The sequence below is a fragment of the Micromonospora sp. WMMB482 genome, assembly GCF_019038635.1.
GTDB classification, from domain to species: domain Bacteria; phylum Actinomycetota; class Actinomycetes; order Mycobacteriales; family Micromonosporaceae; genus Micromonospora; species Micromonospora marina.
This window is the reverse complement of record NZ_JAHOPD010000020.1, coordinates 6,148,351-6,168,636: the sequence shown is the minus strand read 5'-3', so window position 1 is coordinate 6,168,636 and position 20,286 is coordinate 6,148,351. Positions and strand designations below refer to the sequence as shown.

Below are 20,286 nucleotides of genomic sequence, written 5' to 3'. Positions count from 1 at the left end.
ACCATGACCGACCTGCCGACCCGCTTCGTGCTGTTCCCGGGGCGGCACCACCTGCTGACCCGGTTCCAGGCCGACTACCTGAGCCGGCTCGCCGGCGACGAGGCCACTGTCATCTGGGCGGTGACGTCGGCCAACCACGAGAACACCAGGCGCAACCCCGTCGCGTACCACAGGCGGGAGGCCGCCATCGAGCGGTTCAGCGTGCTGACCGGGCTGCGCTCGCTGGCCGTGCCGATCTTCGACACCGCGTACACCGACGCGTTCGCGGAGGTCACGCTCAAGAGCATCGCGGTGGCCACCGGGCTCGAACTCACGCCCGCCGACACCGTGGTGGCCTGCTCCACGCCGGAGGTCGCGAAGCGGTACGAGCGGCTCGGCTTCGTGATCGCGCAGGTCGAGGCCGACCCGGACCTGCGCGAGACGCCGGAACGGCCGTGGGACGTGCTGCTGCGCCTGGCCGCCGGCGACGAGACCTGGCGGACGCTCACCCACCCGGCGACGATCGACGTGTTCGAGCGCTACCGCCTGGTCGAGGCGATCCGGTCGGTGGTGAACGACCCGCTCGTCGGCGACGAGGGCGGGCTCACCGTCACCCGCGACTACCGGACGTACGTGGAGGCGTTCGCCTCGGCCGCGCACCGCAAGTGGGACTCGGTGCGCCGGTACGTGCAGCCCGGGCGCATCGTGGACATCGGCTGCGGCGCGGGCGCGGTCCTGGAGCTGGCCGACCGGGAGGCCGCGCTGCGGGAGAGCGACCTGATCGGCGTGGAGGTGGCCCGTCACCTCTACCAGGAGTGCCTGCACAAGAAGGCGCAGGGCGTGTTCCGCAACGCCAACGTGTACTTCTTCCACCGAAACGTCCTCGGTGGCGCGGTGTTCAAGGACCGGTCGGTGGACACCACGCTCACCTTCGCGCTGACCCACGAGATCTGGTCGTACGGGCGGCAGCGGGAGTCGTTGCTCCAGTTCGCCCGCCGCATCCACGACCACACGGTGCCCGGCGGTGTCTGGATCAACAGCGACGTGTGCGGGCCGGACGATCCGGACCGGCCGGTGATCCTGCGGCTGACCGGCGACGACGGCGCCAACCCCGCCGCGCCGCGCCGGGATCTCGCCGACCTGACCTCGGCCGAGGTCAAGCGGTACGTCTCGGGGCTGTCGACGCGGGCGCGCCTCGACCAGTTCGCCGTGGACTTCGCGTTCGGCTTCGACTACGAGCCGCTCGCCGACGGCGCGGTGCGCCTCTCCCTGGGCGCGGCGATGGACTACCTGACCCGCAAGGACTACACGGACAACTGGCTGTCGGAGACGAAGGAGCAGTTCTGCGGCCTGAGCTTCGCCGACTGGACCGGACTGCTCACCGAGGCGGGCTTCGAGATCGGCCCCGCCTCGTCGCCGGTCCGCAACGACTGGGTGATCGACAACCGGATCGCTCCCGTCGCGTCCCTCACCGACCCGGACGGCCGGCCGCTGGACTGGCCGACCACCCACGTCCTCACCGTCGCCCACCGCCCGCGCAACGCGTGACACCGGGGTGCCCGCCGTCACGGCGGGCACCCCGGTGCGGCGCGGTGGCTCAGTGACTCAGCGCGATCCGCACCGCCAGGACGACCAGGATCAGCCCGGTCAGCCGTTCGATCACCAGCAGCACCGACGGCCGGGTCAGCCAGGGCTGCAACCGGTCGATGAGCAGGATGTAGCAGGCCCACCAGAGCACGGCGAGGCCGATGAACGTGGCGGCCAGCACCGCCGTGCGGGCCGCCGCGCCGTCGCCGGGCTTGACGAACTGCGGCACGAACGAGACGTAGAAGACGACCACCTTGACGTTCAGCAGCTGGCTGGTGACGCCCATGACGAACGAGCGCCGGGCCACGTGCGGCTCGTCGGCGGCCGGGATGTCCCGGACCGGCGCGGCGGCGTCTGTGCCGGCACCGGCCCCACCCGCGCCGACCGGGACCGGCTGCGCCACCGGGGCGGCCCGGCGGGGCCGGGTGGCCCAGAGGATGGTGCCGCCCAGGTAGAGCAGGTACAGCGCACCGGCGACGCGCAGCACCGTGTAGAGCGCCGGTGAGGAGACCAGCAGCGCGGACAGGCCGGCGGTGGCGAGCGACGCGTGCACCAGCGCGGCGGCGAACAGCCCGGCCAGCACGACGAATCCGGCCCGCCGCCCGTACCGCACGGTCTGCCGGGTGACCAGGGCGAAGTCGACGCCCGGCACGATGATGATGAGCAGGCTGGCGGCGACGAAGCTGACGATCTGGATGTCAGACACGCTGCTCCTCCCTCGCCTCGGCGCGGACCGGTGCGGCCTCCTCGATGACGGAGACGCCGCTGTCGCGGCGCGGCCCGTGCCGGCGCCACTGCTCGCGCAGCCGGATCCGGCCGTCCGGCAGCCGCTCGGGCCGGGACTCGCACTCGCCGACCACGATCCTGCCGTCGGTGAGCACCTCCAGGTACGCGAAACGCACCACGCCCTGCGCGTCGCAGGTCCCGGCGAGCCGGCCGTGCCGTACCGGGCCGCCGGAGATCTCCGCCCAGACCAGGTCGCCGCGCTGGTGGTAGTGCCCCCGCAGCGGGTCGGCGTCACCGGCGTGGTCGACGGAGACGAAGATCCGGTCGTCGTAGTCGAATGACGTCATCGCGCTCACGCCCATCGGGTGCTCAGGTAGTCGTCGCGGAACCGGCAGACAGTGCGGCCGGCGATCGAGTTGAGGATCATCGCGCTGCGGATCGGCAGGATGCTCAGGTTGGAGTCGACGAGCCCCTGGACGTACCGCCCCCGGTTCAGCACGAAGATCTTGTGGTCGTCGGCGTGCTTCCACCGGATCGAGTAGTCCGACTCGATGACCGGCTCACCGCGCTCGTCCAGGTCGATCAGCGCGGTCAGCTCCGGATCGAAGGGCAGCGGCGCCTGCCGGCGTCCCGCCGCGACGACGAGGTTCACCGCCCGGTGCCGTTCCTCGCCGCTGCCGGCGGTCAGGCACTCCAGCTCGACCTCCCCGTCGAGCTGCCGGGCGCCGGTCACGGTACGGCTCGGCATGATCGTCACCGGGAACCGGCCGGTACGCAGCCGCTCCTCGTAGTTGTGCTGGTAGATGCCGCGCAACGTGCCCGGGGAGATGCCGTCGCTGGTCAGGATCTGGCCGGAGACGAGACGTTCCCGCACGTCCCGGGACAGGGTGAGGAACGCCTCCTGGTAGGCGGGCCGGTACAGGTCGTTCGCCGACGGGGAGTCCTCCAGCGGGGCGAACCACGACCGCCGCCCGATCCACCTGATGTCGCGGCACCCGCGGGCGAGCAGCGCCGCGACGCACTCCGCGCTGGTCTGGCCGCTGCCGATGACGATCCACGGCAGGTCCGGTGAGTCCGGCACGGTGGCCAGGCGCTGGTGCAGCTCGTCGGCGACGAACAGGTGCCGGGGGTCGAGGGCGTCCAGGAACTCCGGTACGAAGGGGACGGTCCCACTGCCGAGCACCAGGTGCCGGGAGCGGGCGACCTCCACACCGCCGCTGCGGCTCACCAGCGCGCCGTCGAACTCGACCCGGTCGACGCGGGTGCCGTACGTGATCCGCGGCAGTCGCCCCGCCGCCCACACCAGGTACTGCTGGTACTCGATCCGGGGGATGGTGTCGAAACCGGCGCCGAGCAGGGCGTACACCCGGCCGGTGGTGACCAGGTAGTTGAGGAACGACAGCGGGTGGGTCGGGTCGTAGAGCGAGACCAGGTCCTTGACCCAGCCGGTCTGCATGCGGACGCCGCTGTGCAGCATCCCGTCGTGCCAGCCCGGCCGTTCTCGCGCCTCGAACAGCGCGATGTCGTGCGGCGCGAGGGTGTCGTACATCGCCGCGAGGCTCAGGTTCGCCGGCCCGGCGCCGATTCCCACTGTGTGAAAGGTCTGCGTCATGAGTCTGCCTCTGTGTGGCCGTGGGGGACAGGGATCGCGGTTCGGGTGTTCAGCAGGGCGGTGGCGGCGAGCCGGCTGGCGGCCAGGACGGTCTTGGCGGCGCCGCCGCTCCCGCCGGTGAAGGTGTGCACGGCGCCGGCCACGTGGCGCAGGGCCAGCCCGGCGGGTTCGCTGTAGCAGTCGGCGGCGCTCACCGGCGGCCCGGCCGGTCGCGGGTCGAGGCCGGGCAGCCGCCGCGCGGCCACGGTCAGGACCCGTGCCGCGAGTGCGGCGTCCGGCTCCGGGGACGGCGGGTCGACGTCCCATCTGTCGCTCGGCAGCCCCAGCAGCACGCGCCCCGGACCGGCCGGCCGTCCGTAGAGGCCGCTGGTCTCGTCCACGAAGCACGGCAGGTCGCCGCGCGCGGTGACGTGGTGGGCGTACTGGATGTGCTTGGTGCGCAGCGAGGTCGGCAACCCGGCGGCGCGCAGCAGGCGCGGGGTCCAGGCTCCGGCGGCCACGACGACGAGGTCGCCGGTGAGCCGGCGGCCGTCGCGCAGCTCGACCACGCGGTCGTCGAGGCGGGCCACCGGTGTCGTTTCGGTCCGGCCCAGGCCACGCAGGACGGTCCGGCGCAACCGGTCCGGGTCCAGGTAGCCGGCCCGGCGCTCCCAGATCCCCACCGTGCCGTCCGGGAGCCCGGCGAGACCGAACCGGTGGGTGACCTCGTTCCCGGTCAGCACCTCGGCGCCGTCCACACCGGCCGCCGCCCCGGCGCCGAGCAGGTAGAGCGAGCCGGTCCGCCGCCACCCGGCCGCCGTCGCGAGGGACGGGTCGGCCAGCAGTTCGGCGAGGCTCGCGGCGGCGAGGGACCGGGCGGCCGGATCGGGCTCGAAGGCCCGCACCAGCCCGCCGGACGCGGCCGTCGCGTCGGCGGGCCGCCCGGCCGCGCCGCCGTGCGGGCCGATCAGGACCGTCTCGGCGCCCGCGTCCCGCAGCCGCCGGGCCAGCAGGACGCCGCTCACGCCCGCGCCGACGACGAGCACACGCGGCTCACCCATCGGACTCCGCCGGTCCCGCGCCGCCGATGACGCCGAGCAGGCGGGCGGCTCGCTCCGGCCGTTCGGGGTACGCGGCCAGCGCCGCCCGGACCGCGGTGGCGGGGTCGAAGTGCTCCGGGCGCAGCGCCTGCTCGCCGCGCGTCAGCTCGGTGTCGGCGAGCACGCCGTCCAGGCCGGCGGTGGTCCCGGCCAGGGTCGCGGCGTAGCGGGCGGTGAACGCCTCGTACGCCTCCGGGCGGAAGTCCGACTCGTAGCTGTCCGGCCGGTCCCAGCTCAGGAACGCCCGGACCACCGCCGGGTCCTCCGTGGGCAGGAACTCGTGCGCCCAGATCGCGTGCTCGCGGCTGGTGGAGAACTTGGCGCCGGTGAGCCGGTAGAACTCGTTGACGACCAGCCCGGTGGGCCGGTCGGGCAGCCCGGCGGCCAGGTGCAGGGCCGGGATGAGCAGCGCGTAGTAGAAGGCGTTGTCCACCCCGAGGAAGATCCACTGCTCGTCCACGTCCCGCCACGCGTCCAGGTACCCGGCCAGCGTGTCCACGTCCGGCCGCAGGTGACGGGCGGGCAGCACCAGGTTGGCCAGGGCCATCTCGGCCCAGACGTCGACGCGCAGGCCGTCGTCCCACTCGATGCCCCAGTCCGTCGGGTACGCCAGCGGCACCTCCGGCAGCCCGCCGTCCAGGTACGACGCGACGAGGTGCCGCAGCCGGGGCGGCAGCACCGCCCGGGACCAGAACTCGGCGAGACGTTCCCGGTGCTCGTCGAGCCGCAGCACCGGGACGGTGTGGGTGACCGGCTCGGGCGCCGCGTCGCAGCAGGTCGACCGTGCGTCGGCCAGGTTCGCGGCGGTGCAGAAGCCGCCGCACCCCTCGCAGGTGCCGCCGTTCGCGCCGGCGCCGCAGGCCGGGCAGCGCCCGGCGACCCGCACGTGGTGCAGGGTCCGCCCGCAGGCCGCGCACGCGCGCAGCGACACCGGGGCGACCTCCACCACCTTCGCCTCGACCAGTTCGGCGAGCAGACCGGCCACCGCCCGGCGGTAGCCCGCGTCGGCCAGCGGGTCGGCCATCACGTCGTACCTGATGCGCGCGGCGCGCAGCGCGGCGTGGATCGACGACCCGTACCGGGCGACCGTGTCGGCCGGAGTCTCGCCCAGGGCCTCCGCCCGGGCGAGCACGTAGTTCTGGTGCGCGTCCAGCCCGCACTGGGTCACCACCCGCCGGCCGGCGGCGCGCAGCGCGCGGGCCGCGACGTCCCCGGCGACGTACGGGCCGCTGAGGTGCCCGAGGTGCAGTGGCCCGTTCGGCGTCGGTGGCGGCGTCACCACCAGCACCGCGCCGGTGGCGGAGGGGGCCTCAGTCACGGCCGGTCCCGTCGCCCGCGCCGGCCTGCCCGTCGGGGCGGGGCATCCAGTAGATGCTGAGGATGGTGAGCGGCTGCTCCGGCGAGGGGTTGTGGATGACGTGGCTCTGCTCGGGTTCGAGCAGGATCACGCCGCCGGTCGGCACCTCGACCTTCTCGCCGCCCGCCTCGTAGATGGCCGTGCCGCGGGTCACCACGGCGAACTCGACCTCGGGGTGGACGTCCTCGCTGCTGCTGCCACCGGGCGGGATCACGCACCACATGGCGTCGAACGGCAACGGGCCGAGATCGCGGTACTGCGTCCAGCGGCCGATCCGGATGCCGTACTCGTCGGTGAGTTCGGCGGTGTCGCTGACGTACCTTCGCATGTTCGTCCTCCTGGTCGGCGCACTGCCCTCCGGGCCGCGCCGGACGGATCTGAGGTTTGCGGAGAGTGACCGGAAGTGCTGCTTCTGCGACGCTGCACCGATGCCGGGAAGGGCCCGTCTCGTCGACCGTCGATTCGACTCCGGTCGATAGCGTCGGACCCACTGTGGACTTAACCTCGGCTGGCCGACAGGAGCTTCACCGGCAGATCACCGGCAATGTCGCTGCTGACTGCCCGCTCAGCGGCCCCGGCTCCGGTGGTCCACCGGCATGAATCCACCAGAACCGGTACGGAGACGACGCTGTGATCGGCTACATGGATACGTTGGGTCATGAAATCGCTACCGCGCGGCGCCTGGCCAGCCTGACCCAGGAGGAGTTGGCCGCCCGCACCGGACTGAGCGTCCGGAGCATCCGCAACCTGGAGTCGTCGCGGGTGACCCGTCCGCGGCCCGCGACCGTCCGGCTGCTCCGCGAGGTCCTCGGGCTACCCGCCCACCCGGCGCCCGCGGCCCGGATCCGCCCCATGCAACTGCCGCTGGAGATTCCCGGCTTCACCGGCCGCTCCGCCCAACTGCGGCAACTCGACCGGCTGCTCGACGGCGGACCGAAGCGGATGTCGAGCGTCGTCGTGTGCGTCCTGTCCGGCCGGTCCGGCATCGGCAAGACGGCGCTGGCGCTGCGCTGGGCACACCGGTCGGCCGCCCGGTTCGCCGACGGGGTGCTGCACGTCCAGCTCGGCGGCAGCGGCCCGGGCAGAGCGGCGGTGGCGCCGGCCGAGGCGCTCGGCGGTCTGATCGAGGCGCTCGACGTACCCGGTGGTGTCCCGTGCGGCCCGGCGGCGCGCACCGGGCTCTACCGCAGCGCGCTCGCCGGACGCCGGATGCTCATCGTCCTCGACGACGCCCGCGACGCCGACCAGGTACGGCCGCTGCTGCCCGGCGTACCCGGCTGCATGGTGGTCGTGACCAGCCGGGACCGCCTCACCGGCCTGGTCGTCGGCGAGGCCGCGTGCCCGGTCGTGGTCGACGAGCTGGCCGCCGGCGAGGCGTGGGAGCTGCTGGCAGCCCGGCTCGGCGAACGTCGCCTCACCGCCGAACGCGCGGCGGTGCGGGAGATCATCGCGCACTGCGCGGGCGTGCCCCGGGCGCTCGCGGTGGTGGCCGCCCGGGCGGCCGTCCAGCCCCGGCTGCCGCTGGCGGAGGTGGCCCGCCAGCTCCGGTAGGCGGACCGGGGCCGGTCAGCCCCGGTCGGCGCGGGTGCCGGCGCGCGCGGCGACGTGCGCCGGCACCGGCGTCGCCGGCGGCAGGGCCGGGTCGGTCACCGGCGGCTCCCAGCGCGCGACCAGCGGAAGCTCGCCGGCCCACAGCCCGAGGGCGGCGTCCGGGCCGTCGCCGTCGTCCGGCGGGCCGCTGCGTGTCTTGACCGACGCCTCGGCCAGCGGCAGCGCCAGCAGCGCGGTGGCCGCCAGCTCCCGCCGGTTCGGGCGGCGGGCGTGGTCCCACTGGCCGGGGGCGACGTGCTCGGTCAGCAGCCGCAGGCCGTGCAGCTTCTCCTCGGCGTCGGTCACCCACCGGGGCCGGCCGTAGATCATCGCGCTGCGGTAGTTGATCCCGTGCTCGAACACCGAGCGTGCCAGGACCAGGCCGTCGACCACGGTGACCGTGACACAGACCTCGGCGTCGGTGGTGAGGCTCCGGCTGGCCACCGAGCCGTGCAGGTAGAGATGCCGGTCGTCGAAGCCGTAGACGGTCGGCACCACCATCGGACCGCCGTCGACGAGCACGCCGAGATGGCAGACGAAGGCGGCCCGGAGCACGTCGAACAGGGCGGCGCGGTCGCGGTGCCCCTTCTCCTTCATCCGGCGCAGGGTCGTACGCGGCGTCGCGGACAACCGCGCGTCGGTGTCGGTCATGGCTGATTCTCCCGTCGGCCACGCCGTTTCTACCGGGTCGGGCCGCGGTCCTCAAGGGCCGGCCCGCCGGGCCGGTGGGAAAGCGGGGTGCTCTCCGGCTCAGCGGACCTTCTTCGTGGGCCGCTTGCGCGGCGGCGTCAACGACTCGGCGATCGCCGAGATCGCCGACGGCACCAGGCGGTAGTACGCCCACACACCCCGCTTCTCCCGCTCGATCAGGCCGGCCTCGGTGAGGATCCGAAGGTGATGGCTGACGGTCGGCTGGGAGAGCCCGAGCGGCGCGGTGAGGTCACTGACGGACGCCTCGCCCTCCGGAGCGGACTGGATCAGGCTGAGCAGGCGCAGCCGGGCCGGGTCGGCGAACGCCTTCAGCACTCCCGCGAGCCGTTCGGCATCGGCCCGCTTGATCGGCTCACCGGCGAGCGGCGAGATGGCCGGGGTGGCAGTTTTCGCAGTTCCCACGCCTGCATCGTTGCACCAAAGGGCTCCGCCTGCCCGTACAACCAGGACCGGATCACCGTCAGTGGCGCGGTGGGCGACCATGAGGGCGGGTGTCAGGCGGTGCGGTGCAGTTCGGCGAGCAGCCGCTCCACCCGGGTGCGGATCTCGTCCCGGATGGGCCGTACCGCGTCGAGGCCCCTGCCTGCGGGGTCGTCGAGTTTCCAGTCCTCGTACCGCTTGCCGGGGAAGACGGGGCAGGCGTCACCGCAGCCCATGGTGACGATGACGTCCGAGGACTCCGCCGTCTCGTACTCCAGGAGCTTGGGGGTCTGGCCGGTGATGTCGATGCCGACCTCCCGCATGGCCTCGACGGCGGCGGGGTTGACCAGGTCGGCGGGTGCGCTGCCCGCGGAGCGGACCTCGACGGTGTCGCCGGCGAGGTGGCGCAGCCACCCGGCGGCCATCTGGGAACGGCCGGCGTTGTGCACGCAGACGAACAGGACGCTGGGCTTGTCGCTCATCGGGTCTCCATGATTGCGGTGGTGGCCGCGCGGCGTGCCGCAGCGCGGTGGACGCAGATGCCGGTGCCGGCTTCGGATCCGCGGTCGAGGCGTCTCATGACCGGATGCCCGGCGTGGGGAACAGGCGGGTGCGGGCCCACAGCGACACGTAGACCAGGCCGACGAGAACCGGAACCTCGATCAGCGGGCCGACGACACCGGCGAGGGCCTGGCCGGAGGCGATCCCGAAGGTGCCGATCGCGACCGCGATGGCCAGTTCGAAGTTGTTGCCCGCGGCGGTGAACGCCAGGGTGGTGGTGCGTTCGTAGTTCAGGCCGACGGCCCGGCCGAGCAGGTAGGAGCCGGCCCACATGAGGGCGAAGTAGGCCAGCAGCGGCAGGGCGATGCGGGCCACGTCGGCCGGTCGGCCGGTGACGGCCTCGCCCTGCAGGGCGAACAGGATGACGATGGTGAACAGCAGTCCGTACAGTGCGGCGGGGCCGATCCTGGGCAGGAATCGCTGCTCGTACCAGTCGCGGCCCCTGGCGCGCTCGCCGAGGCGGCGGGAGAGGTAGCCGGCGAGCAGCGGGATGCCGAGGAAGACGAGCACGTTGCCGGCGATGTCCCAGCCGGAGACCTCCAGCGCGGCGCCGTCCAGACCCAGCCAGCCCGGCAGGACCGACAGGTAGAACCAGCCGAGCAGGCCGAACGCGAGAACCTGGAACACCGAGTTGACGGCGACGAGGACCGCTGCCGCCTCCCGGTCGCCGCAGGCCAGGTCGTTCCAGATGATGACCATCGCGATGCAGCGGGCCAGGCCGACGATGATGAGACCGGTGCGGTACTCCGGTTGGTCGGCCAGGAACACCCAGGCCAGGGCGAACATGAGGGCGGGGCCGACGATCCAGTTGAGGACCAGCGACGAGACCAGGAGGCGCCGGTCACCGGTGACGGTGTCGAGGCGGTCGTAGCGGACCTTGGCCAGTACCGGATACATCATGATCAGCAGGCCGAGAGCGATGGGCAGGGAGATGCCACCGACCTTGACGGCGTCGAGAGCGTCGTCCAGGCCGGGGACGATCCGCCCGAGCAGCAGGCCGGCGACCATGGCCAGGCCGATCCAGGCCGGCAGGAACCGGTCGAGGCGCGACAGGCGTGCCACCACCGGTGGGGCGTGGTCGGCTCTGGTGGCGGTGCTCATGGGCACTCCCGCGAGGTGTCGGTGCCGGCGCGTGCGCGTCCGGCGAGGTCGGCCAGGTGGTGGGCGGCTGCCGCGCGTGCCTGCGGGCTGAGGCGATCGGAGGGGAGGCGGCCATGCGGCTCGGCGGTGATCACGCCGGCATCGACCGGCTCGTCGTGCGGGAGCACGAGGCGCCGCCCGGTACGGCGGTGGCCTACCGCTGCGCCGCGGCGGCCGGCTCGATCGACAGCAGGCCGGCGAGCTGGCGCAGGATCTGCGGTCGCGCGCGGTAGTAGACCCAGGTGCCCCGCCGCTCGGCGTCCACCAGGCCCGCCTCGCGCAGCGTCTTGAGATGGTGGGAGATCGTGGGCCCGGTCAGGTCGAACGCCGGTGTCAGGTCGCACACGCACACCTCGCCGCCCTCGGCGGAGGCGATCATCGACATCAGCTGCAGCCGTACCGGATCGCCGAGGGCCTTGAACGCGGGCGCGAGCACCGCTGCCGTCTCGGCCGGAACCCGGCGCTGCGCCAGTGGGGGGCAGCACGGCGCCTCGCCGCCGAGGTCGACGAGGGGGATCGGCGCCTGTTGCTTCGACATGCCTCTAGGTTGACATCTGTCTAATCAGCGCGCAAGTCCCGTGGCCCGCCCGTCGCCCTCGTCATCCGGCTCCCGTGATCGACGCGGCGGCGGGCTCTAGGTGAGCAGCGTGCGCAGCGCCTCGGCCAGGCCGGAGCCGGCGGTGACCGGGCGGGCGAAGGGCAGCCGGGTGTCGATGTGGCCGTCCGGCCGCTCCGCACGCAGCACGACGCCCTCGGCGTCGAGCGCGACCGGGACGACGCGCGCCGAACCGGCGGGGTCGACGAGCGCGCCCAGCCGGTCGAGGACGTCGCGGTGGCAGCGCGCCAGGTGCGCCAGGTGGGCGGCCTCGTCGACGGCGATCGGATCCGGCCGGGCCGCGCGGTACGCGCCGAGGTCCACCGCGACGGGATCGGCGGCCCGGTCGAGGACGATCTCGTCCGGTTCGACCGCCCACAGCGCCACCGGCGGCAGGTCGAGCAGCGACATCACGGTGGCCGGGTCGCAGGCGTCGAGGGCGGCCGGGTCGAACCGGCGGGCGGTGCCGAGGATCCGCAGCCGGGACCGCACCCGGGAGCGTACGGCGACCGGGGCGAGGTCGGTCACGTCGAGGCGCACCGCGCCGCTGTGGCCGCGCGCGGCGACCAGCAGGCCGCCGGTGCGGCTCATCGCGTCGACCGCGAGGACGATCGTGCCGTCGGGGAGGACGGCGTGGGCGGAGAGGAGGTCGGCAGTGGTGTCGCCGAGCGTGAGCCGCAGCGAGGAGGCGGCGGCCAGCACGCGCCGGGCGGCCACGGCGTCGCCGGGCGTGGAGGAGGTGCCCGTACCGCCCGCCGACCGCCCTGTGGCGACGGGTGCGACGCCGGCCGACGGGGCCGGACGCCCGGCGGGGTGCAACGCCATGTCTGTCTCCTCGGCCGGAAAGGGGTGAGCGCGGCCCAGGTCAGACGGTAGTAGGTAAGGCTTACCTGTGCAACGGCGGGTCGGGTGCCACAGACGCGGTACGGGTCACGACGGTGACCGTCGTGACCCGTACGGGCGTGCTGTCCGGTTCGTCAGGCCGGCTGGTAGGTGAGGCAGTCGCTGACCGTGGCGCCCGGACCGACCGTGATCGACTCGGCGGTGCAGGCGAGGTTGCTGTTGAACACGCACTCGGCCCGCGCACACGCGCCCACCGCGCCGGTGACCTCCGCGATCCCGCCGCTGAGCGACGACTCGACGAACGTCGCGCAGGAGGCCGCGTCGGCGGACGCCGCCACGGTGATCGCGGGAGCGTGGCAGCCGCTGTCGTTGAAGCTGCACGCGGTGGCGGCGCACTCACGTACCGGCGGAGACTGCAACAGGGTCTTCATGGTGCCTCCAAGTCATGCGGGCCGGCGGACGCCAACGGCCGGCCTCGTGGTGCTCGAATGCCATCTGGTATTTGCCGGGTGGCCCGGTCTTCAAACCTCTCGGCCGTCCCTGAGGATCTGCCTCACCTTAGCAACGGAATGCGGGTTTGGCGGCCTTACGCCGCCGTTTCCCCGCCGAATTCCCAACGACGAAGATAAGGCTAACCTTGGTTAGGTGAGTCTTTCTTTACTCTCCGGTACCGCGAATGCCGGCGCCTGGTTGTGGCCCGCCAAAACGGCCCTGAGCTGCGAATACGTACGCTGTCGTGCCGCCGGGAACCGGGGCTTCCGGTCGAATGGGTGATCGGGTGACGACGGCGGGTTCCGGAACGGCCGACGCGATTCGGGGCGCGCCGTAAATGCCAGCCGGAAATCGACGAACCGGCGGGGATCCAGGGCTGTCTTCGGGGCGTGGAATGCGAGTCCGGCGGCGGGAAGCGCAGGCTCCGCGTCCGCGATGTCCGCCGGGTGGGGGTCACCTGTCGGCGCGGGCGTGGCACCCTGAGCGGACCGCGGGCCCGGTGCGGGCCCGGCGGATCCGGGGCGGACGGGTGGAGGCGGCGTGACCGAGGGGTGGCACGGCTGGTTCGGCACGATCAACGGGGTCGTGCTTCTGACCGTGGCCGCGTTGCCGGTGGCCGCGCTCGCGGTGGGGGTTCTGGCCCGCCGGCCCGGCGGCGCGGGGCCGGCGTGGCGGAGGTCGCTGGCCGAGGTGGGAATCGTCTACGGGACCGTGCCGTGGGTCTGGATGATCATGTTGCCGGGGGAACGGGCCGGCGCGGTCCCCGGCCGGGTGAGCCTGGTGCCGCTGCGGGACCTGCTCACCGTCCTCGCGAGCGGGCCGCTGACGGTGACGGTCCAGATCGTCGGCAACCTGCTGGTGTTCGCCGCGCTCGGGTTCTTCGGCCCGCTGCGGTTCGCGGCGCTGGCGTCGGTGCCCCGGATCCTGGCGCTCGCGGCCGGCTGCTCGGTCCTGGTCGAGGTCGCGCAGTACGTCCTGCGGCTGGACCGCGTCTCCTCGGTCGACGACGTCCTGCTCAACACCGCGGGCGCCGGGCTGGCCGCGCTGGCGTCGCGCCGCTGGTGGCGGGAACCGGCCGAGGCGTCGCCGGACCGTCCCCGACCGGTCGCGGCCCCGCGACGCTGACCGGGCCGGCCCGGGGGTGACCTGCCGTCAGGCGGCGACCGGGCCCGCCGTGGCGCGGCGCGCGCGCCGTCCGAGGGCGGACACCGCGACGACGATGATCGGGGCGAGCGTGAGGTGGCAGGCCGCCAGTGTGATCGTGCTGGTGGTGTCGAGGTCCGCGGGCAGCGTCATGGTGGCGATCGTGAGCACCGCGAGCGCCGGGCCGACGATCAGCGCCGCCCGGACCACTTAGGCGAACCGGGAGGCCAGCAGGGCGACGGCGGCGAGCCCGAGCGCTAGCTGTAATGCCCATGAGGGTTGTTGACGGCGTGGCGGCTTGAGACGAGGCGAGACCTCCGGCGAGGTGTGAGGTGCTGACGCCCACACGGAACCGGAGGTCTCATGGCCCACCGTAATGCCCGGCTGACCATCCACGGCCGGCGGCTGCTCATCACGCGTGTCGTTGACCAGGGTCGGCCGGTGGCCCACGTCGTGAAGGAACTGGGCTGTTCTCGGGCCACCGGCTACAAGTGGCTGCAGCGGTGGCGGGCCGAGGGCGACGCTGGTCTGCGGGATCGATCCAGCCGGGCTCACCACCAGCCGCACAAGACGTCCGCCCAGTTGGAGGCGCGGGTCTGCCAACTGCGCCAGGAACGCAAACTCGGGGCTCGCCGGCTCGGACCGTTGCTCGGGATGCCGGCCTCGACGGTGCACGCCGTTCTGACGCGGCACGGTCTACATCGCCTGGCCTGGCTCGACCGGCCCACCGGTCAGCTCATCCGCCGCTACGAGCGCGACCGGCCCGGCGAGCTGATCCACGTCGACGTCAAGAAACTCGGCCGGGTTCGCGACGGCGGCGGCTGGCGCATCTTGGGCCGCGACAGCCTGGAACACCGCCGTGCCCGCAACGCCAGCCGTGTCGGCTTCGACTACGTGCACTGCGCCATCGACGACCACACCCGTCTCGCCTACGCCGAGATCCACCCCGACGAGAAGACCGACACCTGTGCCGGCTTCCTACGCCGCGCTGCCGAGCACTTCGCCACCCACGGCATCACCCGCGTCGAACGCGTCATGACCGACAACGCATTGGCCTACCGCCGCGGCCGAGCCTGGCACCAGGCCCTGACCGACCTCGGTGCCACCGCCCGCTTCACCCGCCGCTACCGACCACAGACCAACGGCAAAGCCGAACGCTTCAACCGCACCCTGTGCGACGAATGGGCCTACGCCCAACCCTTCACCAGCAACCAGCAACGCGCTGACGCTCTACCCGCCTGGTTGCACACCTACAACCACCACCGCAACCACACCTCACTCGGCGGCAAACCACCCATCAACCGCGTCAACAACGCTGCTGGGCATTACAGCTAGCGGCGGCGCGCTGAAGCCCGCCACGGTCACCGCGTCGACCTCGACCCGCCGGCCGTCGGCGGTGAACAGGAAGCTGCCGCCGGCCGCCCGGCCGATGGCGTACACGGCCAGGTTGACGACCACCGCGACGGCGGTGGCGAGCGCGACGACGGCGGTGCGGGACAGGTCAGCCACGGGAGGTCTCCTCTGCCTGCTCCCGGATCAGGTACGCCTCGATGCGCGCGAACGCCCCCGCCCAGACCTCGCCGACGAAGAGGTCGCGCAGCTGCGGGGTGGGGAAGCCGCTCTGCACCACTGTGATCAGCGTGCCGCCGTCCTTCGCCTCGAAGGTGACCTCGATGCGCGTGGTCATGGTCGTGCCGACCGGGCCGGTGCCCGTCGACTCGGTGACCAGCCGGTGCGGGCGGTCGATCTCCAGGAACGTCTGCGTCTCCCGGAACAGCTCGTCGGGGGAGGGGCCCCAGACGGCGGTCTGCCTCCCGCCGACCCGCAGGTCGACATCGATCTCCACGACGCCGGGCTCCTCGTCGAGGATGCCGAACCAGATCTTCTGTTTGCCGGCGTCGGTGTAGGCGTCGAACGCCTCGTCAGGGGTGCCCGGAAGGTGTCGTGTCACCCGCATGTGGAGTGTCATGGTCGCGGTCCTCCGTGGTGAGTGTGAGATAGGCGTCGAGGCCGTCGAGGCGACGCGCCCAGAGCCGTCGGTAGAAGGCGATCCAGGCCATCGCCGAGTCCAGCGGCGCCTCGCTGAGCCGGCACTGCCGGGACCGGCCGACCTTGCGCGTCACCACGAGGCCCGCGTCCTCCAGCGCGCGCACGTGCTTGCGCATGCCGGTGAGGCTCATCCCGGTGGGCTCGGTGAGCTCGCTGATGGTGGCCGGACCCGCGCCGAGCCGGATCAGGATGTCGCGTCGGGTGGGGTCGGCCAGGCTGGCGAACACCCGGTCGAGCGTCTCTTGCTGAACCACGAGGTTCACCGTACGACACTGAACCAATTGGTTCAACGTTATGCCGGGATCAGCGTGGCGTACGCGTGAAACGGCCCCGCGACCGGTGCGGGTCGCGGGGCCGTCCCCGGCGCCGTGGGAAGAACGCCGGAGTGCGGAGTGCCGGTCAGGCGATCGTGCAGGGTGAGCCGTTCAGGCTGAACGAGCCGGGCCGGGCGGTGTTGCCGGTGTGCGTGGCCTGGAAGCCGATGGTGGTCGAGCCGCGGGCCGGGATGACCGCGTTGTACGCGAGGTTGCGCGCCGTCACCTGCCCCGAGGCGGGGGAGTAGGACGCGTTCCAGCCCGAGGTGATGGTCTGACCGCCGGGCAGCGTGAACGCCAGCGACCAGCCGTTCACCGCGGTGGTGCCGGTGTTGCTGATGGTGATGTTCTCGGTCAGCCCGTTGTTCCAGGCGTTCAGCGCGATGCTCACCGAGCAGGCGCCGGTGCCGGGCGGGGGCGTGGTCGGGCCGGGCGGGGGCGTGGTCGGGCCGGGCGGGGGCGTGGTCGGGCCGGGCGGGGGCGTGGTCGGGCCGGGCGGGGGCGTGGTCGGGCCGGGCGGGGGCGTGGTCGGGCCGGGCGGGGGCGTGGTCGGGCCGGGCGGGGGCGTGGTCGGGCCGGGCGGGGGCGTGGTCGGTCCCGGCGAGGTGGTCAGGCCGAAGAAAGCCACGGCGGCCGCGGCCATCCCCGCCGACGGCAGGCTGTGCCCGGCGCCCTGGATGCTGTAGGCCTCGACCTGGACCGTGCCGGAGGTGTCGGCCCAGCGCCGCCGGTTCCAGCCGGACTGCGGCGTGTCGGTGGACGTGGGGTTCTGGCTGAGGCCGAACACGTTCGTCCACTGCTCGATCGTCTCCTGCAGCAGCGAGTACGGCACCAGCGTGTCGTTGGTGCCGTGCCACAGCTGCACCCGGGGGCGGGGGCCGGTGTAGCCGGGGTACGCCTGGCGGACCGCGTCGCCCCACTGCTGCGGGGTGCGGTTCATGCTCCCGCCGGTGCACTGGCTGGCGCCGGGCGGGTAGTCGGCGGCGCCGGCGAAGCAGTTGAACGGCACGCCCATGAACGCCGCGCCGGCCTTGAAGACGTCCGGGTAGAGCGCCAGCATGTGGTTGGTCATCATGCCGCCGGACGAGCTGCCGGTGGCGTAGACCCGGTCCGGGTCCGCGCCGTACTGCTGCTGGACGTAGCGGACCATCGAGATGAGCGACACCGGGTCGCTGCCGCCGCCGCGCCGCTTGGCCGCGTCGGACCAGGTGTCGAAGCAGTTGCCGAAGCCGGCCTGCTGGGTCGCGCTGGGGTAGATGACGATGAAGCCGTACCGGTCGGCCAGGCCGGCGAACTCGCTGCCGGAGTAGAAGCCGGGGCCGGAACCGCCACAGCCGTGCATGGCGACCACAGTGGCCGGCCGGGCCGGACGGGCGTCCGGGACGTAGACGTGCATGCGCATCCGGCCGGGGTTGTCGCCGAAGCTGGTCACCTCGGTCAGTGACGCCGCGTACGCGGGTTGGACGGCGGGGATCACCAGGCCGGCCGCCGCCAGCGACGCGGCCAGGGCCACCACCATCTTGGCTCTGATTCTCACGGATTCTCCTTCGGTCGCCCTGTGCGGGCGGTGACGGGCGGGCGCGCGTCGCGCCGGCGGCCCGGACCACCGCGGTGTCGCGTCTCGCCCACTGACGTGTCTCGCCCGGCCCGGCTCCGTCGTGTGGCACATAGTGTTCCCGCCGGGCGCTGAAGTGTCAATCGACGTGCTCCGATGAGCTTTGGCGGCGTTCGTCTACAGTCGGTGCACCGTCCCTGAGCCCAGCCCGGAGCGCGCGTGGCAAACCCGTTCGACATCGAGGAGATCTACCCGGACGAGGGGCCCGCCGCGCGGCTGCCCCGGCGGCAGGCCGGCACCTCACCGCAGAGCGTCGCGGTGACCCTGCTCGCCGACTACACGCTGCGTACCCGCGCCGCGCTGCCGTCCGCGGCGATCGTCGCGCTGCTCGGCGAGGCCGGGGTGACCAGTGCCGGGGCGCGTACCGCGATCAGCCGGCTGGCCCGCCGCGGGGTGCTGGAGGGCGCCCGGCAGGGCCGCAACAGCTTCTACCGGCTCAGCCGCTCCGCCGCCGAGTACCTGTCCGCCGGCGGGAACTGGATCATCGCCTCCACGACCGACGTGCAGACGTGGGACGGATGCTGGACCATCGTCGCCTTCTCACTGCCCCAGGATCACGGAGCGCAGCGCCGGGCGCTGCGCGGCCAGTTGCGCTGGCTCGGCTTCGCGCCGCTCTACGACGGGCTGTGGATCTCGCCGTACGAGCTGGCCGCACCCGCGCGGGCCCGGCTCGCCCCGCTCGCCCTCGGCGCGGTCACGGTGTTCCGGGGACGGCAGGACGCGCTGGACGCGATCGGCCAGCGTGCCCCCGTCGACGCCTGGGACGTCGACGCGATCAGCGGACACTACGAGGCGTTCCTGCGCCGGTGGACGCCACTGGTGTCGCGGCTCGGCTCCGTCGACGGCGCCGCAGCCGTGCGGGCGCGCACCGAGGTGATGGACACGTACCGGCGGTTTCCCACGCTCGACCCGCGGCTGCCGCTGGAGCTGCTCCCCGCCGGGTGGCCACGCCGGACGGCCCGGGACCTGTTCGCGGCCGTCTACGACGGCCTGGCCGGGGCCGCCGAGACCCACGTCCGGACGGTCGTCGCGCGGTTCGCCGAGCCGGTGCCGCAGGGCATCCGGGCGCACACCACCGCCGACATGCTCGTAGGCGTCGGCGAGGACGGGTGCGGTGCGCCGGCGGGCTGACACTCACCGTCGCTCATGGACACATCGGCGGCGATGAGTCTAGGGTCGCGGCACCCGGTATCCCGCGAGGAGCGGCCATGCGCGTCACCTTCTCCCTCGACGAGTTGCTCGGTGACAAGGTGCGGCGCGACCCGTACCCGTTCTACGCCCGGCTGCACGAGGCGGGGGAGGCGGTCGCGCTGCGGCCCGCCGACCCGCACGCACTCGTCGTGCACGGGTACGACGCGGTCAACCGGGTGCTGCGCGACCCCGTCTTCCGGGTGCTCGGCGCCGAGTACCTGGACCGGGCCGGCGTGCGCTGGCGCGAGCACCAGGTGATCCGGATCCTCCAGTCGTCGATGCTCAACGCCGCCGAGGGCGACCACCTCCGGGTCCGGCACCTGTTCTCCCAGGCGCTCACCCCGCGCCGGGTCGCCGCGCTGGAACCGGCCATCGGGCGCATCGCCGACGACCTGCTCGACGGGCTCGCCGCCGAGGGCGCGGACGGCCGGCCGGTCGACTTCATGGCGCGGTTCGCGCTCCGGCTGCCCAGTGACGTCATCGGCGAATTGCTGGGCGTGCCGGAGGCGGACCGGGAGTGGTTCCCGTCCCGGGTCCGCGCGTTCGACGCGGTGCTGGAGATCGGCCGCCGGTCCATGCGCGAGGTACGGGCCGCGAACGTGGCGGCGGCGGAGCTGACCGCGTACTTCACCGATCTGGTCGTCGCGCGCCGGGCTGCGCCGCACGACGACTTCGTCTCGGCCCTGCTGCGCGGCCTGGACGCCGAACCCGGCCGGCTGACCGCCGACGAGCTGCTGGCCAACCTGATCATCATGTACAACGCCGGGTTCCGGACCACCGCGAACCTGCTCGGCAACGGGCTGGTGCTGCTCACCGAACGGCCGGCCGCCCGGGACGCGCTGCGCGCCGATCCGTCGCTGGCCGCGTCGTACGTCGAGGAGATCCTGCGGTACGAGCCGCCGGTGCACTTCGCGGTCCGCTACGCCGCCGCGGACACCGAGGTCGCCGGCCTGCCGGTGGCGGCGGGCCGGACGGTGGTGGTGCTGACCGGCGCCGCGAACCGGGATCCGCGCCGGTTCCCCGACCCGGACCGGTTCGACCCGTCCCGCGCGGACAACCGGCACCTGGCGTTCAGCGCCGGACCGCACTACTGCTTCGGGGCGACGCTGGCCCGGGCCGAGGGGCGGCTGGTCCTGCCCCGCCTGCTGGACCGCTTCCCGGGGCTGGCCGCCGAACCCGGGCCGCGCCGCGCGCTGATGCTGCGCGGGTACGACCGGCTGCCCGTACGGCTGACCGGCCGGGTGTCTTGCCAAACCAACCCGATCGAGTAAGGTCGATGCTA

At 73.2% G+C, this 20,286-nt stretch carries 24 protein-coding genes; 6 read left to right on the top strand and 18 right to left on the bottom strand.

Annotated elements, in window-relative coordinates:
* Nucleotides 1–3: 3 nt before the first annotated feature.
* Nucleotides 4–1,527, top strand: a complete 1,524-nt coding sequence (locus KSK32_RS30040) for a class I SAM-dependent methyltransferase (protein ID WP_216934866.1) — start codon at nt 4–6, stop codon at nt 1,525–1,527.
* Between the two features lie 49 nt (nt 1,528–1,576).
* On the opposite strand, the gene KSK32_RS30035 is transcribed toward KSK32_RS30040, so the two are convergent.
* Genes KSK32_RS30035 through KSK32_RS30010 form a run of 6 tightly spaced genes read right to left on the bottom strand, consistent with a single transcriptional unit; the run spans nt 1,577 to nt 6,668 of the window.
* Nucleotides 1,577–2,272, bottom strand: coding sequence for a LysE family translocator (locus KSK32_RS30035; protein WP_216934864.1), 696 nt, complete (start codon nt 2,270–2,272; stop codon nt 1,577–1,579).
* Nucleotides 2,265–2,639: a hypothetical protein gene (locus KSK32_RS30030; protein ID WP_254187251.1), complete on the bottom strand. Its 375-nt coding sequence runs from the start codon at nt 2,637–2,639 to the stop codon at nt 2,265–2,267. The genes KSK32_RS30035 and KSK32_RS30030 overlap by 8 nt, the downstream gene beginning before the upstream one ends.
* 5 nt (nt 2,640–2,644) lie before the next feature.
* Entirely contained in the window at nt 2,645–3,904 is a 1,260-nt protein-coding gene (locus tag KSK32_RS30025; RefSeq protein ID WP_216934860.1) for a lysine N(6)-hydroxylase/L-ornithine N(5)-oxygenase family protein, read from the bottom strand.
* Nucleotides 3,901–4,944, bottom strand: a complete 1,044-nt coding sequence (locus KSK32_RS30020) for an FAD-binding oxidoreductase (RefSeq protein ID WP_216934858.1) — start codon at nt 4,942–4,944, stop codon at nt 3,901–3,903. The genes KSK32_RS30025 and KSK32_RS30020 overlap by 4 nt, the downstream gene beginning before the upstream one ends.
* On the bottom strand, nt 4,937–6,301 hold the full coding sequence (locus KSK32_RS30015) for a class I tRNA ligase family protein (protein WP_216934856.1): 1,365 nt from the start codon (nt 6,299–6,301) through the stop codon (nt 4,937–4,939). The genes KSK32_RS30020 and KSK32_RS30015 overlap by 8 nt, the downstream gene beginning before the upstream one ends.
* A complete protein-coding gene (locus tag KSK32_RS30010; RefSeq protein ID WP_216934849.1) occupies nt 6,294–6,668 on the bottom strand; it encodes a cupin domain-containing protein in 375 nt (124 codons plus the stop codon). The genes KSK32_RS30015 and KSK32_RS30010 overlap by 8 nt, the downstream gene beginning before the upstream one ends.
* A gap of 314 nt (nt 6,669–6,982) precedes the next feature.
* Between KSK32_RS30010 and KSK32_RS30005 the strand changes: the two genes are divergently transcribed.
* The gene (locus KSK32_RS30005) at nt 6,983–7,891 is read left to right on the top strand and encodes a helix-turn-helix domain-containing protein (protein ID WP_254187250.1); all 909 of its coding nucleotides are present in this window, start codon (nt 6,983–6,985) and stop codon (nt 7,889–7,891) included.
* 15 nt (nt 7,892–7,906) lie between these two features.
* On the opposite strand, the gene KSK32_RS30000 is transcribed toward KSK32_RS30005, so the two are convergent.
* The 7 genes from KSK32_RS30000 to KSK32_RS29970 form a co-directional block, all read right to left on the bottom strand.
* Entirely contained in the window at nt 7,907–8,581 is a 675-nt protein-coding gene (locus KSK32_RS30000) for a pyridoxamine 5'-phosphate oxidase family protein (protein WP_216934839.1), read from the bottom strand.
* A gap of 99 nt (nt 8,582–8,680) precedes the next feature.
* A complete protein-coding gene (locus KSK32_RS29995; RefSeq protein WP_018783931.1) occupies nt 8,681–9,043 on the bottom strand; it encodes a helix-turn-helix transcriptional regulator in 363 nt (120 codons plus the stop codon).
* Nucleotides 9,044–9,135: 92 nt separating this feature from the next.
* The gene (locus KSK32_RS29990) at nt 9,136–9,543 is read right to left on the bottom strand and encodes an arsenate reductase ArsC (RefSeq protein ID WP_216934837.1); all 408 of its coding nucleotides are present in this window, start codon (nt 9,541–9,543) and stop codon (nt 9,136–9,138) included.
* A 94-nt stretch (nt 9,544–9,637) separates the two neighbouring features.
* Nucleotides 9,638–10,723 carry an ACR3 family arsenite efflux transporter gene (arsB, locus tag KSK32_RS29985; protein ID WP_254187249.1) on the bottom strand — a complete coding sequence of 362 codons (1,086 nt, stop codon included), beginning with the start codon at nt 10,721–10,723 and terminating at the stop codon, nt 9,638–9,640.
* Between the two features lie 193 nt (nt 10,724–10,916).
* The gene (locus KSK32_RS29980) at nt 10,917–11,300 is read right to left on the bottom strand and encodes a helix-turn-helix transcriptional regulator (RefSeq protein WP_216934835.1); all 384 of its coding nucleotides are present in this window, start codon (nt 11,298–11,300) and stop codon (nt 10,917–10,919) included.
* A 96-nt stretch (nt 11,301–11,396) separates the two neighbouring features.
* Entirely contained in the window at nt 11,397–12,182 is a 786-nt protein-coding gene (locus KSK32_RS29975; RefSeq protein ID WP_216934834.1) for a DUF2470 domain-containing protein, read from the bottom strand.
* 152 nt (nt 12,183–12,334) lie between these two features.
* Nucleotides 12,335–12,631 carry a DUF1540 domain-containing protein gene (locus KSK32_RS29970; RefSeq protein ID WP_216934832.1) on the bottom strand — a complete coding sequence of 99 codons (297 nt, stop codon included), beginning with the start codon at nt 12,629–12,631 and terminating at the stop codon, nt 12,335–12,337.
* Nucleotides 12,632–13,232: 601 nt separating this feature from the next.
* Between KSK32_RS29970 and KSK32_RS29965 the strand changes: the two genes are divergently transcribed.
* The gene (locus KSK32_RS29965; RefSeq protein ID WP_216934830.1) at nt 13,233–13,817 is read left to right on the top strand and encodes a VanZ family protein; all 585 of its coding nucleotides are present in this window, start codon (nt 13,233–13,235) and stop codon (nt 13,815–13,817) included.
* Between the two features lie 27 nt (nt 13,818–13,844).
* Here the strand turns inward: KSK32_RS29965 and KSK32_RS29960 are convergent, their stop codons facing one another.
* Nucleotides 13,845–14,045: a hypothetical protein gene (locus KSK32_RS29960; RefSeq protein ID WP_254187248.1), complete on the bottom strand. Its 201-nt coding sequence runs from the start codon at nt 14,043–14,045 to the stop codon at nt 13,845–13,847.
* A 153-nt stretch (nt 14,046–14,198) separates the two neighbouring features.
* Between KSK32_RS29960 and KSK32_RS29955 the strand changes: the two genes are divergently transcribed.
* The gene (locus KSK32_RS29955) at nt 14,199–15,170 is read left to right on the top strand and encodes an IS481 family transposase (RefSeq protein WP_216928094.1); all 972 of its coding nucleotides are present in this window, start codon (nt 14,199–14,201) and stop codon (nt 15,168–15,170) included.
* Here KSK32_RS29955 and KSK32_RS29950 read toward each other — a convergent pair.
* The 4 genes from KSK32_RS29950 to KSK32_RS29935 all read right to left on the bottom strand — a co-directional run bounded on the left by KSK32_RS29950 (nt 15,111) and on the right by KSK32_RS29935 (nt 17,735).
* Nucleotides 15,111–15,344 (bottom strand): hypothetical protein, encoded by a 234-nt coding sequence (locus tag KSK32_RS29950; protein WP_254187247.1) that lies wholly within the window; start codon nt 15,342–15,344, stop codon nt 15,111–15,113. The genes KSK32_RS29955 and KSK32_RS29950 overlap by 60 nt on opposite strands.
* The gene (locus KSK32_RS29945; protein WP_216934828.1) at nt 15,337–15,804 is read right to left on the bottom strand and encodes an SRPBCC domain-containing protein; all 468 of its coding nucleotides are present in this window, start codon (nt 15,802–15,804) and stop codon (nt 15,337–15,339) included. Before KSK32_RS29945 ends, KSK32_RS29950 begins: the two co-directional genes overlap by 8 nt.
* The gene (locus tag KSK32_RS29940; RefSeq protein ID WP_216934826.1) at nt 15,758–16,138 is read right to left on the bottom strand and encodes a helix-turn-helix transcriptional regulator; all 381 of its coding nucleotides are present in this window, start codon (nt 16,136–16,138) and stop codon (nt 15,758–15,760) included. Before KSK32_RS29940 ends, KSK32_RS29945 begins: the two co-directional genes overlap by 47 nt.
* 145 nt (nt 16,139–16,283) lie before the next feature.
* On the bottom strand, nt 16,284–17,735 hold the full coding sequence (locus KSK32_RS29935; RefSeq protein WP_216934824.1) for a PHB depolymerase family esterase: 1,452 nt from the start codon (nt 17,733–17,735) through the stop codon (nt 16,284–16,286).
* Nucleotides 17,736–17,972: 237 nt separating this feature from the next.
* On the opposite strand from KSK32_RS29935, the gene KSK32_RS29930 reads away from it, so the two are divergent.
* Both KSK32_RS29930 and KSK32_RS29925 read left to right on the top strand, forming a co-directional pair.
* Nucleotides 17,973–18,944: a PaaX family transcriptional regulator C-terminal domain-containing protein gene (locus KSK32_RS29930; protein WP_216934822.1), complete on the top strand. Its 972-nt coding sequence runs from the start codon at nt 17,973–17,975 to the stop codon at nt 18,942–18,944.
* 77 nt (nt 18,945–19,021) lie between these two features.
* The gene (locus tag KSK32_RS29925) at nt 19,022–20,275 is read left to right on the top strand and encodes a cytochrome P450 (RefSeq protein ID WP_216934820.1); all 1,254 of its coding nucleotides are present in this window, start codon (nt 19,022–19,024) and stop codon (nt 20,273–20,275) included.
* The last annotated feature ends 11 nt before the right edge of the window (nt 20,276–20,286 follow it).

Coding starts and splice junctions, on each gene's coding strand:
- KSK32_RS30040 (WP_216934866.1), top strand. CDS start 4: ATGACCGACCTGCCGACCCGCTTCGTGCTGTTCCCGGGGCGGCACCAC.
- KSK32_RS30030 (WP_254187251.1), bottom strand. CDS start 2,639: ATGACGTCATTCGACTACGACGACCGGATCTTCGTCTCCGTCGACCAC.
- KSK32_RS30025 (WP_216934860.1), bottom strand. CDS start 3,904: ATGACGCAGACCTTTCACACAGTGGGAATCGGCGCCGGGCCGGCGAAC.
- KSK32_RS30020 (WP_216934858.1), bottom strand. CDS start 4,944: ATGGGTGAGCCGCGTGTGCTCGTCGTCGGCGCGGGCGTGAGCGGCGTC.
- KSK32_RS30010 (WP_216934849.1), bottom strand. CDS start 6,668: ATGCGAAGGTACGTCAGCGACACCGCCGAACTCACCGACGAGTACGGC.
- KSK32_RS30005 (WP_254187250.1), top strand. CDS start 6,983: ATGGATACGTTGGGTCATGAAATCGCTACCGCGCGGCGCCTGGCCAGC.
- KSK32_RS30000 (WP_216934839.1), bottom strand. CDS start 8,581: ATGACCGACACCGACGCGCGGTTGTCCGCGACGCCGCGTACGACCCTG.
- KSK32_RS29990 (WP_216934837.1), bottom strand. CDS start 9,543: ATGAGCGACAAGCCCAGCGTCCTGTTCGTCTGCGTGCACAACGCCGGC.
- arsB (WP_254187249.1), bottom strand. CDS start 10,723: ATGAGCACCGCCACCAGAGCCGACCACGCCCCACCGGTGGTGGCACGC.
- KSK32_RS29980 (WP_216934835.1), bottom strand. CDS start 11,300: ATGTCGAAGCAACAGGCGCCGATCCCCCTCGTCGACCTCGGCGGCGAG.
- KSK32_RS29975 (WP_216934834.1), bottom strand. CDS start 12,182: ATGGCGTTGCACCCCGCCGGGCGTCCGGCCCCGTCGGCCGGCGTCGCA.
- KSK32_RS29970 (WP_216934832.1), bottom strand. CDS start 12,631: ATGAAGACCCTGTTGCAGTCTCCGCCGGTACGTGAGTGCGCCGCCACC.
- KSK32_RS29955 (WP_216928094.1), top strand. CDS start 14,199: ATGGCCCACCGTAATGCCCGGCTGACCATCCACGGCCGGCGGCTGCTC.
- KSK32_RS29945 (WP_216934828.1), bottom strand. CDS start 15,804: ATGACACTCCACATGCGGGTGACACGACACCTTCCGGGCACCCCTGAC.
- KSK32_RS29925 (WP_216934820.1), top strand. CDS start 19,022: ATGCGCGTCACCTTCTCCCTCGACGAGTTGCTCGGTGACAAGGTGCGG.